Consider the following 12,933-nt stretch of genomic DNA (forward strand, 5'->3'; position numbering starts at 1 on the left):
AACCTGGTGCTGGCCGTGTACCGCCTGATCACCAACCCGGAGTGCCGCCAGTACATCCTGCGCCAGGCCTTCGAAGAGGCGATCCACACCCACGCCTACCAGTACTGCATCGAATCGCTGGCCATGGATGAAGGCGAGATCTTCAACATGTATCACGAGATTCCATCGGTCGCCAAAAAGGCCGCCTGGGGCCTGAAGTACACCCGCTCGATCTCCGATCCGAAGTTCGAAACCGGCACTGTCGACACCGACAAAGAGCTGCTGCGCAACCTGGTCGCCTATTACTGCGTGCTGGAAGGCATCTTCTTCTACTGCGGCTTCACCCAGATCCTGTCCATGGGCCGCCGCAACAAAATGACCGGCGTGGCCGAGCAGTTCCAGTACATCCTGCGCGATGAGTCGATGCACCTGAACTTCGGTATCGACGTGATCAACCAGATCAAAATCGAAAACCCACACTTGTGGGATGCCGAGATGAAGGAAGAAGCGACCCAGATGATTCTGCAGGGTACGCAGCTGGAGATCGAATACGCGCGCGACACCATGCCTCGTGGGGTGTTGGGCATGAATGCGGCGATGATGGAAGACTATTTGAAATTCATCGCTAACCGTCGTTTGACGCAGATTGGCCTTAAAGAAGAATACCCTGGCACCACCAACCCGTTCCCATGGATGAGCGAGATCATGGACTTGAAGAAAGAGAAAAATTTCTTCGAGACCCGTGTGATCGAATACCAGACCGGCGGCGCGTTGAGCTGGGACTGACGTAACCTCTGTAGGAGCGAGCTTGCTCGCGAAAAACTTCAACGATAACGCGTGCATCCTGAATGAACGCGGTGCCCTTGGGGTCTTCGCGAGCAAGCTCGCTCCTACATGATGGGGGCCGCGGTGTTCTTCAAACTTTTGCAAATTGCCTTTATGCCCAACCAAACCATCAAGACCCCTTGCGTCGGCCTGTGCTCCACCGTCTACGGTGACCTGGTCTGCCGGGGCTGCAAGCGTTATCACCATGAAGTGATCCAGTGGAATGGCTATAGCGCTGAGGAAAAACAAGCGGTGTGGCTGCGCCTGGAGCAGTTGCTGGTACAGGTGATGGCCAGCAAGCTGGAAGTGTTCGATCCACACTGCCTGCGTCAGCAACTGGAAGCGCGCAAGATACGCTTTATGCCGCACCAGTCGCCGTATTGCTGGGCATACCAACTGATTGCCCGTGGCGCGCGGGTGATCTCCAAGCTGGATGCGTATGGCTTGGCGTTGCTGCCGGAGTTTCGCGAGCGCCACCTGGCGGACCTGCGCGATGCGATAGACCGGGAGTTCTTTCTACTGTCCGAGGCGCATTACGAACGCTACATCGCCCCGGTTTTCTTGAAAGAGTCATTCGGGCCGGCGCTGATTGCTACGCGCTGACCCACATCGCAAACGCCGTGTGAGCCCCCTGCGATGGTGATCGACGGTAACCACGATGCGAAGCGAGCCGCTCTTGATCTGCTTTTGATCTTAGGCGCCCCGTTAAACCACGCTGGCCGGAATTCGACAGGGATTTGGGGGGTAAACCGGCAGGGATGCCGGTTTAGCCGCCCCGCGCCATGGATGGCGCGTGGCGGCGGCCCCCCAAATCACTGGCGGATTACGGGCACACCGAGCCTAGGCGAGGTGCCGAGTGGTGGGGCAAGAGCCTTTTGCTTACTTTTGGGCTCCTTTCAAAAGTGAGCCGCTGTCAGAGCGGAACCCTAGGTGGCCGTTACCGCAGGAACGGATATGTACACTGTCTACCTGTGTTGGCTGTCAGGCCGCTATCGCAGGCAAGCCAGCTCCCACAGTTGGATCGCGAGGCATCATCCCCCTTCACAGGCCAGCCCCCTCCTCCCCAATTGTGTTTAAAATGCCGCCCGCCCCGATGACCGACGCTTAACGATGACCCCAGACGCCCTCGCTACCCTGCACACCCACCTGCTCACGGCCCTGGCTGACGCGCCTACGGAAACCCGACGCCTGTTCCATGGCCGTGGCCGCTGCTGGCCAGGCCTGGAGCAACTCACCGTGGACTGGCTGCAAGGGGTCGTGCTGGTCGCCCTGTTCAAAGAAACCGAGCACCTGCAAGCCCTGAAGGACACCCTGTTGCAGATAGAGTGGAGCCGCTTCGGCGTGCACACCGTGGCCCTGCAACACCGCTACCTGCCGCAAAGCACCACCGAATGGCTGGTGGGCGACGCCATCGACGAGTTGACCATCACCGAAGGCGGCCTGCGCTACCTGATCGACCTGGGCAAAAAACAGAACAGCGGGCTGTTCCTCGACATGCGTTACGGGCGCAACTGGGTGCGCGAACAGGCCAGCGGCCAACGCGTGCTCAACCTGTTCGCCTATACCTGCGGCTTTTCCGTGGCCGCCATCGAAGGCGGCGCCGACCATGTGGTGAACCTGGACATGGCCCGTGGTGCCCTCAGCCGTGGCCGCGACAACCATCGCCTGAATGGGCATGACCTGAGCCGGGTGAGCTTCCTGGGCCACGATCTGTTCAAGTCCTGGGCCAAGGTGACGAACAACGGCCCTTACGACCTGGTGATCATCGACCCGCCCTCCTTCCAGAAAGGCAGTTTTCTGCTCACCAAGGATTACCAGCGCGTGCTGCGCCGCCTGCCGGACTTGCTCAGTGCCCAAGGCACCGTGCTGGCATGCATGAACGATCCGGCCTTCGGCGAAGACTTCCTGATCGACGGCGTGACCCGCGAAGCGCCGGGCCTGCGCTTTGTGCAGCGGCTGGAAAACCCACCGGAATTTCCTGATATCGACCCCCAGAGCGGGTTAAAGGCACTGGTGTTCCGTCAGGGCTGATGCCGAAACATCCTACGCTTGCTACGCTAACGGATACGCCGGGCGGTGAACCTTATCCTCCCCTTCCCGGTCGATACCTGCATTCCCTGGCCAGACTCGACGGCGCTACGTCGTCGGCTGCCCCGTTTGACCTTTTGGAGAACCGCCCGTGATATCGACCCTGCATGTAGCCAGACTCAAAGCCTGGGGCGCCCACGGCTTTACCGCCACCGGTGTGGTACTGGCCTTTCTGGCCACTCTGGCGCTGCTGGAAAACTCCCCCAAGGCGTGCCTGCTGTGGCTGGGCCTGGCGCTGGTGGTGGATGGCGTCGACGGCTCGCTGGCGCGACGGGTGAATGTCAGCACGGTGCTGCCCAGCTTTGATGGCTCGGTGCTGGACCTGGTGATCGACTACCTCACCTACGTGTTCATTCCTGCACTGTTTATCTACCGCTACATCGACCTGCCCGATTTCACCCACCTGTTTGCGGTGTCGGTGATCCTGGTGTCGTCGCTGTTCTGCTTTTGCAACGTGAACATGAAGAGCAAGGACAACTACTTCGTCGGCTTCCCTGCCGCCTGGAACGTCGTTGCCCTGTGCGTCTATATCATCCAGCCGGATGCCTGGGTCACCTTGCTGACCGTGATCGGCCTGGCGCTGTTGACCGTGACGCCGATGAAGTTCCTGCACCCGTTCCGGGTCAAGCGCTTCATGCCGATCAACATCGCAGTGACGACCATCTGGCTGTTGTGCAGCTTCCTGATGGTAGTGGACTACCCCAACACCAACCCTTGGACATTTGGCCTGTGGTCGCTGATGTCGGCGTACTTCCTGGGTATCTGCATCTGGCGCACGGCCGTGGAATGGCTGGGCGCGCACAAATAACGCTCTAGAACGCCCCGTTGTCGTGAGGTACGACATCGGGGAACACCGCCGCTACCTGCCACTGTTCAGTGATGTTTGCATGCGCATCGACCCTGAACAGGTCCCAGAAGGTATGGGTTTGACCATTGACCCGCCCTTCTGACTGGACCGCGACAAACTCACCTTCAGCCACCACCTTCCTGATCGCGACATACTCCTTGTCGCTCACCGTCAACGCTTGCGCCAGGCAAGCGGCGCCATCGGCAATTTCCGTAATGTGCTGCGCCAACCCATGCTTGCTGATGAACTCGGGCAGGCGCTGATGCTGCTTGTCGACCAGTACCGTCTGGACGAAGGCTTTAGCCGTGTTTCTGCTCTGCCGCGTCATGCCTGCATGTTCAACCGTAGCCGGGCCGTCAAGCTGGGTGCGGCCGGAGGCAGAAATGCGCATCACGGGCACCGACGCATCCCAATGCTCCTGGATCTGATCATCCACGACGCGGAACATGTCGACGCCGACAACGGCTTCGCCGCCGGTGAATACACCGTTGAGCCAGTTGCGATGAATGCCGTGCAACACCACCAGGTCGCCGTCGCTGAAGACCCGCACCAGCTCGTAGCTGTAGTCGTCTCGCAGGCTTGCCACTAACCGCTCAAGACCTTCTCGGCCGGTTTGCACATAGGGGCTGTGCTGCTTGTAGGTCGGGGCGACCCACTTCTGGATCACGGCCGGGTCCTTGGCGGTCATCAGTTCGGTCCACATCGTGGTCACCACATCTTTTGCGTTCATGTATCACCTCGTCTTTGCAATCAGGAGTCGCCGCAGTCGCTACTTCGCGTCACCGTCAACGGGACGCGCCAGGCCGAAATCGAGCAGCGCGACGTAGGGGTCCCAATGTTCGCGATAGGTTTTGATCTTGCCGCCTTCCAGCGTCACGATCGAAATGTAGTTCTGCTCGTAGAGCTTGCCCGAGCCCTTGATGGTGGCTGTGCCGGTGTATTCGTACACGTAGGTATGCGGGGTCTTCAGCGTATGGATGGTCCAATTTTCTACCGGCCCGACATCCAGGTTTTCCATATAAGGCACGAGCGAGCTGAAGTAGCGTTTCATGGCTTCAGCTCCACGGATCTCTTTGAAGAACAGGCCAAACTCGGTGGGCGCGAACGGAAACTCCCAACCGCCGTCCGGGGTGAAATAGGGAATCATCCGTGTCGGGTTTTCGGTCCAGCCGTTGACTGCATTGCAGACAAAGCGCGCCACTTCCAACGCATCGTCAGGGCCTTTGTAGGTGTGTTTCATGGTCTACCTCCAGGGGGTCAGGTCATGCACGGTTGTGAATGGGATGGCTTGAGGGGATGGGGCGCAGTTCTCGCAGGAACAGCGACAGCGCCAGGCCGATCTCGGCCGGAGAGTCTTCCTGCAAGCTATGAATGCCCGGCACGCTGACCTCGCGTTGATTGGCCCAGGTGCGGGCATAGGCCAGCGCACGCCCGGTGAGTACTGCGCCTGGCTGCCCGACGATCAGCAGCTTGGGTAACGCGTCGGTTGCGAGCCATGCGCCGAACGCCTCGACGATCCTAACCACGCCTGCCGGCTCACCATCGATAGGCAGTTCGCGGGGCCAGGTCAGTGTCGGCCAGCGGTCTTCCCGGGTGGCAAAAGGCGCGCGATAGGCGGCCATTTCCTCGACACTCAGAGTGCGCAAGGTGGTGCGAGGCAGAATCCCTTCGATGAAGAGGTTCTGCTCAAGGATCATTTGCTCGCCTGCTTGCGAACGCAGGGCTTTGAAGAGCTCCTCGCCTGCACCGGCGTAATCGTCCCAGCTCCCCGGAAACACCACGCCTTCCATATAGACCAGCGCCTGTACGCGATCCCGGTTGCGGTTGGCCCAATGCGCCCCCAGTGCAGTGCCCCAGTCATCGGTGACCAACACAACGTTGCTCAACCCCAAGGCCTCGAACCAGGCATCGAGATAGCGGGCATGGTCCTCGAAGCGATAGGCGCGGGTCGGCGACTTGCCCGAGAGCCCCATGCCGACCAAGTCCGGTGCCAGGCACCTGCCGTGCGGCAGCGCGTGAGGAATGATGTTTCGCCATAGGTACGACCACGTCGGATTGCCGTGCAGGAAGACGATGGGGTCGCCAGCGCCAACGTCCACGTAGCTCATGTCGGTGTCGAGCACGGCAACGCGTTGGCGTGGATGAGGGTCGCCGTATTTCGCAAGATTGTCGGCGGTAAGCAGAGGCATGTCGGGGGCTCCTTGAGTGCCAGCTGATTCGGTAAGTCATCAGCCTAACCAAAGGACAATCATTCAAATAGATGCTAGTTTTGAACCTTCTGTTACTTAAAACCGGACAATAGAATGACCATTCAGGCTGTACTGGAGGACCTCAACGATCTCTACTATTTCTCCATGGTCGCCGAGCACGGCGGGTTTTCGGCGGCGGGACGGGTGCTGGGCATCCCCAAGTCGCGCCTCAGCGCACGCGTCGCGGCGCTCGAACAACGCTTGGGTGCCCGCTTGTTTCATCGAACCACACGGCATGTGTCCTTGACCGACCTGGGTGAGCGATTTTTTATTCATTGCCGCGCCTCGATCACCGAAGCGCTGGCGGCTCAAGAAGTCATCGACATGGCCAGCGCCGCGCCGCGTGGGCTGGTGCGCATCAGTTGCCCGGTGCTGGCGACGCAGGTATTCCTGGCCCCTTACCTGCCGGCGTTCATGACCCTTTACCCCCAAGTGCGCGTACAGGTGCTTGCCACCGATCGCACGGTGGACCTGCAGGCAGAATCGGTGGACATCGCCGTGCGGCTGCGCCAGCCGGAGGACATGGACCCCGACCTGGTGGCCAAACCCCTGGGGATCAGCCGGCGCATCCTGGTCGCCAGCCCGGACTACCTCAAGCGCACAGGGCCGCTGTCTCATCCGGACGAGCTGGCACAACGGCCAACGCTCTACTACGAAGCGGCGGATGAGCCACAGCCACAATGGCTGCTGGTGGGCCCCGATGGCGCACGCACCACGGCCAGGCTGCGGCCGACCTTGATGTGCCGCGAGCATGAAACGATCCTGAATGCGGCCATCCACGGGCTGGGTATCGCGATGATGCCGGATGTCGCGTGCCTGCCCGCGCTGGCTCGACAGCGACTGGTGGTGGTACTACCAGAATGGAGTGCCCCCGAGCTGACGCTCCACCTGGCGTATTCGGCGCGGCGCGGCATGCTGCCTTCGGTCAGGGCGCTGATTGACTTTCTGTCCGAGCACCTGCCACAGATTGTGATGCAGAACTCGGTACCTGGTGGGATCTGCGCCGGGCGCTGATTTTTGGGCAGTGTAGACCTGTGTGGGAGCAGGCTTGCCTGCGATAGCGGTGGTTCAGCTAAAGACTCACTGACTGACACACCGCCTTCGCGGGCAAGCCCGCTCCCACAGGGATCGGTGCAATACAGGATCAGTGTGGGAGCAGGCTTGCCCTCACATTTGCATCGCCTGCACCCGCCACATCGCAGTAAGATGCTGGCTTTCTGCGGCCCTCCAACAATAAGCCCTGCCCATGCCTTTCGAACTCAGCGTTGACCTCACCACCCTGGCCATCCTGGCCGTTGTCGCTTTTATCGCCGGTTTTATCGACGCCATCGCCGGCGGCGGCGGTTTGTTGACCACGCCCGCCCTGCTCACCGCCGGCATGCCGCCGCATCTGGTACTGGGCACCAACAAGCTCAGCTCCACCTTCGGCTCGGCCACCGCCAGTTTTACCTTCTACCGCCGCAAGCTGTTTCACCCACGCCAATGGGTGCACGCCATCGTCGGTACGTTAATCGGCGCGCTGACCGGCGCGGTCGTCGCCCATTACTTGCCCGCCGAAACCCTGAACAAGATGCTCCCGGTGATCGTCTTCGCCTGCGGTGTGTACCTGCTGTTCGGCGGCACGCCCAAGGCGCCACTGGACGCCGAGGCACCGATCAAGAAGAAATGGCAAGCCACCCAGGGCTTTGGCCTGGGCTTCTACGACGGCGTGGCCGGGCCCGGCACGGGGGCATTCTGGACGGTCAGCACGATGCTGCTGCACCCTATCGACCTGGTGAAGGCCAGCGGCGTGGCGCGCAGCATGAACTTCGTCAGCAACGCGGCGGCGCTGACGGTGTTCATCATCAATGGGTCGGTGGACTGGATTGTCGGCCTGGCGATGGGCGTGTCGGTGATGTGTGGCGCGTTCTTTGGCGCACGCAGCGCGATCAGCGGCGGCGCCAAATTCATTCGCCCGGTGTTTATCACCGTGGTCCTGGGCCTGACCGTACGCCTAGCCTGGCAGCACTGGTTCAGCGTGGCCTAAGCGGCGGGCCACGTAGAGGTCGATGAGGTAACGCGCAATCGAGCGTGACGCCGGCAACGGCGGCAGCTCGTGGATATTGAACCACTGCGCATCCTCGATCTCGTCGGCCTGGGGCACGATATCGCCACCGGCGTATTCGGCGTGAAAGCCCAGCATCATCGAGTGAGGGAACGGCCAGCATTGGCTGCCCATGTACTGGATGTTCTTGACCTCCAGCTGCACCTCTTCGCGCACCTCACGGATCAGGCAGTCTTCGGCGGACTCACCCGGCTCGGCAAAACCGGCCAGGGTGCTGTAAACCCCGGTGACGAAACGCGGCGAACGCGCTAGAAGGATCTCATCGCCACGGGTCACCAGCACGATCATGCTCGGCGAGATCCGAGGGTAGCTGCGCAGGTCGCAGGCCTGGCAATACATCGCCCGCTCCCTCGGCACCTGCGCCATCGCCTGGCCGCAACTGCCACAAAAGCGGTGCTCCCGCGCCCAGGTGCCGATCTGCGCGGCGTAGCCCAGCACCTTGTACAGGGTGTGATCGCCTTGCAGCATAAAACCGCGCAGGCCCTGCCAACTGCACCCTGGCACATCCGCCACCGAGTCGAGTTCCAGCAGGTACACCGGCTCGCCGTCGAGGTGGCCGATGCCGTGTTCGGCAAACATCGACAAGTCCTGACGCTTGAGCCATTCGCGCGGGAACAGCGGGCCGTTGGTGTCGTGTAAAAAGCCTTCGCGGCTGCGGGCGACGGCCCAGCCGCCAGGGGCGTCGTTGTCCAGCAGCGTTGTGGTAATCCAGCCTGGGGTCATGTCGGTCAATCCACGAATTCGGGTTTCTGCTTACTCATGTGGGCCGCGATGGCCACGCGCAGGTCGTTGGATTGCAACATAGCCGAGTTCCAGGTGGCAACGTATTCCAGGCCGTCATTGACTGTGTGGTCACGCATGTAGCTGATCATGGCCTTGGTGCCGGTCACGGCAATCGGCGACTTGGCGGCGATTTGCTGGGCGAGGTCCATGACGCCCGCCAGCAGGCTTTGCTGATCGGCAAACACGCGATTGACCAGGCCGATGCGGCGCGCTTCATCGGCGCCGAACTGACGGCCGGTGTAGGCCAGTTCACGCAGCATGCCGTCGCCGATAATGCGCGGCAGGCGTTGCAAGGTGCCGACGTCGGCGGCCATGCCGATGTCGATTTCCTTGATCGAGAATTGCGCGTCTTCAGCTGCATAGCGCATGTCGCAGGCACTGATCAGGTCGATGGCGCCGCCGATGCAGTAGCCCTGGATCGCCGCGAGCACAGGCTTGCGGCAAGTGTCCACGGCGCTGAACGAGGCTTGCAGCTCAAGGATCTTGCGGCGCAGCAGGCGCGCATTGCGCCCCACGTCCTTGCCAAAATCATTGGCGATCGAGGCCAGCATCATCAGGTCGATGCCCGAGGAAAAGTGCTTGCCCGCGCCGCTGAGCACCACGGCACGCACGGCGTCGGTTTCGTCGATCCATTGGAAGATGTCGATGATTTCGGTCCAGAACGCCGCGTTCATGGCGTTGATCTTTTCCGGGCGATTGATCTGCACATGGGCAACGTTGCCGCTGAGTTCGACTACGAAGGCTTGGTATTCGGACATGGCAGTGATCCCTGACTGGCGATTGAGAAAGGCCAGACTATATCAAGGGTGCGCCACGGCGCATCGGCCAAAAACGGGACTGGCCACGGTGAAGGAAAAGACGCTGGATAAAACCCGATGCACAGGCCATCCTTTGCGCTTTAAGCCGCGCTGCCAGCGGCGCTCGACGTTTTAAGGATATGCCATGCACGCCCAACCCCTCGCCCCCGACGATTTCGAATTCATTGACGCCACCTTGCTCAAATACGGCGAAGACCACTCAGTGCTGAACATGGCCGAACTCGACGGTTATTTCACCGCCCTGGTTTCCAGCCCGGCCAAGGTGGATGTGGCCGACTGGTTCCCGGCGATCTGGGGCGGGCAAAATCCTGAATGGGATAACATGGACGAGGCCCAGGCTTTTCTCGAACTGTGTGTACGCCATATGAATACCCTGGCCGAACAATTGGCCACTGATGCCCAGGCATTCAAAGCCCGTTTCGATGAAACAGAACATCAAGACCAGGCGGTGACCCTTGCCGAGGAATGGTGCTTTGGCTATGTGCGCGGTGTGGAGATCGCCAACTGGCCGCCATTGCCCGCTGTACAAGCCGGGCAACTGGAGCGGATTTCCTGGTGCGCCGAGCAGGACAATTTCGAACTGCCGGCAGACCTGGATGTAAACGCCCATCAACAGCAGGTCAGCGAGATCGAACCGGCTGCGCGTGCGCTGCATGACTACTGGCTGAGCCAGCGTTAAGGCAGCAGGAGCGAGCTTGCTCGCTCCTACAGTTAGGGTAAGTCCCTCACACATTTGGGCACGCAAATCACCCGCTCACTCGACAAGCATGGCGTGTTTGCCTGATGATTCGGGTCCGCATGTCGGCCACTCCACGCCACCTCGCCTTGACCAGGAGCCTTGTACCTTGAGTTCGCAGAAAACCGTGACCGTTACACCGCCCAACTTCCCCCTCACTGGCAAGGTCGCGCCCCCCGGCTCCAAATCCATTACCAACCGTGCGCTGTTGCTGGCGGCATTGGCCAAGGGCACCAGCCGTTTGAGCGGTGCGCTCAAAAGCGATGACACGCGCCACATGTCGGTCGCCCTGCGGCAGATGGGCGTCACCATCGACGAGCCGGATGACACCACCTTTGTGGTCACCAGCCAAGGCTCGCTGCAATTGCCGGCCCAGCCGTTGTTCCTCGGCAACGCTGGCACCGCCATGCGTTTTCTCACGGCTGCGGTGGCCACCGTGCAAGGCACCGTGGTACTGGACGGCGACGAGTACATGCAAAAACGCCCGATCGGCCCGCTGCTGGCTACCCTGGGCCAGAACGGCATCCAGGTCGACAGCCCCACCGGCTGCCCACCGGTGACCGTGCACGGCCTGGGCAAAGTCCAGGCCAAGCGTTTTGAGATTGACGGTGGCTTGTCCAGCCAGTACGTATCGGCCCTGCTGATGCTCGCGGCGTGCGGCGAAGCGCCGATTGAAGTGGCGCTGACCGGCAAGGACATCGGCGCCCGTGGCTACGTGGACCTGACCCTCGATTGCATGCGTGCGTTCGGGGCCCAGGTGGACGCCGTGGACGACACCACCTGGCGCGTGGCCCCCACTGGCTATACCGCTCATGATTATTTGATCGAACCCGATGCGTCCGCCGCCACTTACCTGTGGGCCGCAGAAGTACTGACCGGTGGCCGTATTGACATCGGTGTAGCCGCGCAGGACTTCACCCAGCCCGACGCCAAGGCCCAGGCCGTGATCGCGCAGTTCCCGAACATGCAGGCCACGGTGGTAGGCTCGCAAATGCAGGATGCGATCCCGACCCTGGCGGTGCTCGCCGCATTCAACAACACCCCGGTGCGTTTCACTGAACTGGCGAACCTGCGCGTCAAGGAATGTGACCGTGTGCAGGCGCTACACGATGGTCTCAACGAAATTCGCCCGGGCCTGGCGACCATCCAGGGCGATGACCTGCTGGTCGCCAGCGACCCGGCCCTAGCGGGCACCGCCTGCACCGCACTGATCGACACCCACGCCGACCATCGCATCGCCATGTGCTTTGCCCTGGCCGGGCTGAAGGTCTCGGGCATTCGCATTCAAGACCCGGACTGCGTGGCCAAGACCTACCCTGACTACTGGAAAGCCCTGGGCAGCCTGGGCGTCCACCTAAACAACTGACACAGCCACCTGTAGGAGCGAGCTTGCTCGCGAAAAACGTTAACGAAACGCGTGTTTGCTGAATGAATGCGGCGCCTGTGAGTTTTTCGCGAGCAAGCTCGCTCCTACAATCCCGCCGGGAGCGTCAATGACCCTTCGCCAACCCTGCCCACCCGGCGCCTGTGTCTGCAACCGTGAACACCTGCTGCAAGCGCCCGGCGCTGACCTGCGCATTCTCCAACTGACGCGACAGCAGGAAAAAATCCTGCTGTCGCGCCTGGAGAACCTCAAGAGCCTGCAAGACCTCGAACACCTGCAACAGCGGATGTACGACCAGTTGGGCATCCGCGTACACATCGCACCAGGGCATACCGAGGTCAAGAGCATGCGCGGGATCCAGATCGTCATCGACGAACTGCCGGGCATGTGTCGCAAGACCCGCCAGTCCATCCCCGCCTCCATTCGCCGTGGCCTGGAGAAAAACCCAGAGATTGCCTACCGCTTGCTCGACGCCCACGACCTGTTTCGCGACGCTTGAATTAACCCGCGACGGCCTCATGCTCAAACAACCCCTGCCCCACAGCCCGGGCCTTGTGCAAATGCGCCTGGGCCGTGCCACTTTCCGAATCCAGCAACAACTCGGAGGTGAGAACCCGCGCACCGCAATAATCAAAGATGCCGTAGTCGATCTGGGTGTTCATGGCCTTGGCATAACCGTGTCGATCGAAGGCACTTTCGTCAGCTGCCCCCAGGGCCAGCAGATGCACGTGCAAATGCCTTAGTTTCTTCTGCACCGGTGTATCGGGGCCGTAATCAATCGCCCAGCCATTGACGAATACGCGGTCAACCCAGCCCTTGAGCAACGCCGGCATCGACCACCAGTAGATGGGGAACGCCAGCACCAGCGCGTCGGCGCGGTCGATGCGGGCCTGTTCGGCCAGCACGTCGGCTGGCGGCGTGGCGCGTGTACGGTGAACCCAATGATCGGCGGCGGTATAGCGTGGGTCGAAACCTTCGGCGGCAAGGTCGGCCATTTCAAAGGTGTGACCAGAGGCGGTCAAGCCCGCCCCCACCTCGGTGGCCACGCTATGGGTGAGGGATTGTGGGTCGTGATGAGCAACAACGATCAGTGCGTGCATGACTTTGCCTCCGTTTCGGC

The 12,933-nt window shown here is 61.2% G+C and carries 15 protein-coding genes; 9 read left to right on the plus strand and 6 right to left on the minus strand.

Features of this window, described 5'->3' with window-relative positions; all coding sequences use genetic code 11:
* The 4 genes from DK871_RS13095 to pcsA all read left to right on the plus strand — a co-directional run.
* On the plus strand, positions 1 to 765 hold a 765-nt coding region (locus DK871_RS13095; protein WP_161905332.1), incomplete at its 5' end, for a ribonucleotide-diphosphate reductase subunit beta.
* A 153-nt stretch (positions 766 to 918) separates the two neighbouring features.
* Positions 919 to 1,407, plus strand: a complete 489-nt coding sequence (locus DK871_RS13100) for a DUF1289 domain-containing protein (RefSeq protein WP_161905388.1) — start codon at positions 919 to 921, stop codon at positions 1,405 to 1,407.
* A 507-nt stretch (positions 1,408 to 1,914) separates the two neighbouring features.
* Entirely contained in the window at positions 1,915 to 2,835 is a 921-nt protein-coding gene (locus DK871_RS13105; protein WP_161905333.1) for a class I SAM-dependent methyltransferase, read from the plus strand.
* A 148-nt stretch (positions 2,836 to 2,983) separates the two neighbouring features.
* The gene (gene pcsA / locus DK871_RS13110; protein ID WP_003191017.1) at positions 2,984 to 3,700 is read left to right on the plus strand and encodes a phosphatidylcholine synthase; all 717 of its coding nucleotides are present in this window, start codon (positions 2,984 to 2,986) and stop codon (positions 3,698 to 3,700) included.
* A gap of 4 nt (positions 3,701 to 3,704) precedes the next feature.
* Here pcsA and DK871_RS13115 read toward each other — a convergent pair whose 3' ends face one another.
* The 3 genes from DK871_RS13115 to DK871_RS13125 are packed head-to-tail and all read right to left on the minus strand — an operon-like array spanning position 3,705 to position 5,928.
* The gene (locus DK871_RS13115; RefSeq protein WP_161905334.1) at positions 3,705 to 4,469 is read right to left on the minus strand and encodes a nuclear transport factor 2 family protein; all 765 of its coding nucleotides are present in this window, start codon (positions 4,467 to 4,469) and stop codon (positions 3,705 to 3,707) included.
* A gap of 39 nt (positions 4,470 to 4,508) precedes the next feature.
* A complete protein-coding gene (locus DK871_RS13120) occupies positions 4,509 to 4,979 on the minus strand; it encodes a nuclear transport factor 2 family protein (protein WP_161905335.1) in 471 nt (156 codons plus the stop codon).
* Between the two features lie 22 nt (positions 4,980 to 5,001).
* On the minus strand, positions 5,002 to 5,928 hold the full coding sequence (locus tag DK871_RS13125) for a haloalkane dehalogenase (RefSeq protein WP_161905336.1): 927 nt from the start codon (positions 5,926 to 5,928) through the stop codon (positions 5,002 to 5,004).
* 114 nt (positions 5,929 to 6,042) lie between these two features.
* Between DK871_RS13125 and DK871_RS13130 the strand changes: the two genes are divergently transcribed.
* Positions 6,043 to 7,002 (plus strand): LysR substrate-binding domain-containing protein, encoded by a 960-nt coding sequence (locus DK871_RS13130; RefSeq protein ID WP_161905337.1) that lies wholly within the window; start codon positions 6,043 to 6,045, stop codon positions 7,000 to 7,002.
* A 232-nt stretch (positions 7,003 to 7,234) separates the two neighbouring features.
* The gene (locus DK871_RS13135) at positions 7,235 to 8,014 is read left to right on the plus strand and encodes a TSUP family transporter (protein WP_003191011.1); all 780 of its coding nucleotides are present in this window, start codon (positions 7,235 to 7,237) and stop codon (positions 8,012 to 8,014) included.
* Here DK871_RS13135 and nudC read toward each other — a convergent pair.
* Positions 7,982 to 8,815, minus strand: a complete 834-nt coding sequence (gene nudC, locus DK871_RS13140; protein WP_161905338.1) for an NAD(+) diphosphatase — start codon at positions 8,813 to 8,815, stop codon at positions 7,982 to 7,984. The genes DK871_RS13135 and nudC overlap by 33 nt on opposite strands.
* 5 nt (positions 8,816 to 8,820) lie before the next feature.
* Positions 8,821 to 9,633, minus strand: coding sequence for a crotonase/enoyl-CoA hydratase family protein (locus DK871_RS13145; RefSeq protein ID WP_161905339.1), 813 nt, complete (start codon positions 9,631 to 9,633; stop codon positions 8,821 to 8,823).
* Between the two features lie 184 nt (positions 9,634 to 9,817).
* Between DK871_RS13145 and DK871_RS13150 the strand changes: the two genes are divergently transcribed.
* The 3 genes from DK871_RS13150 to DK871_RS13160 all read left to right on the plus strand — a co-directional run bounded on the left by DK871_RS13150 (position 9,818) and on the right by DK871_RS13160 (position 12,312).
* Positions 9,818 to 10,372, plus strand: a complete 555-nt coding sequence (locus DK871_RS13150; protein ID WP_161905340.1) for a UPF0149 family protein — start codon at positions 9,818 to 9,820, stop codon at positions 10,370 to 10,372.
* Between the two features lie 166 nt (positions 10,373 to 10,538).
* Positions 10,539 to 11,795, plus strand: a complete 1,257-nt coding sequence (gene aroA, locus DK871_RS13155) for a 3-phosphoshikimate 1-carboxyvinyltransferase (RefSeq protein ID WP_161905341.1) — start codon at positions 10,539 to 10,541, stop codon at positions 11,793 to 11,795.
* Positions 11,796 to 11,922: 127 nt separating this feature from the next.
* Positions 11,923 to 12,312, plus strand: coding sequence for a hypothetical protein (locus DK871_RS13160; protein WP_161905342.1), 390 nt, complete (start codon positions 11,923 to 11,925; stop codon positions 12,310 to 12,312).
* A 1-nt stretch (position 12,313) separates the two neighbouring features.
* Here DK871_RS13160 and DK871_RS13165 read toward each other — a convergent pair whose 3' ends face one another.
* Positions 12,314 to 12,913, minus strand: a complete 600-nt coding sequence (locus tag DK871_RS13165) for an NAD(P)H-dependent oxidoreductase (protein ID WP_161905343.1) — start codon at positions 12,911 to 12,913, stop codon at positions 12,314 to 12,316.
* Positions 12,914 to 12,933: the final 20 nt, after the last annotated feature.

Source organism: Pseudomonas sp. L13 (assembly GCF_009935965.1).
GTDB classification, from domain to species: domain Bacteria; phylum Pseudomonadota; class Gammaproteobacteria; order Pseudomonadales; family Pseudomonadaceae; genus Aquipseudomonas; species Aquipseudomonas lactis.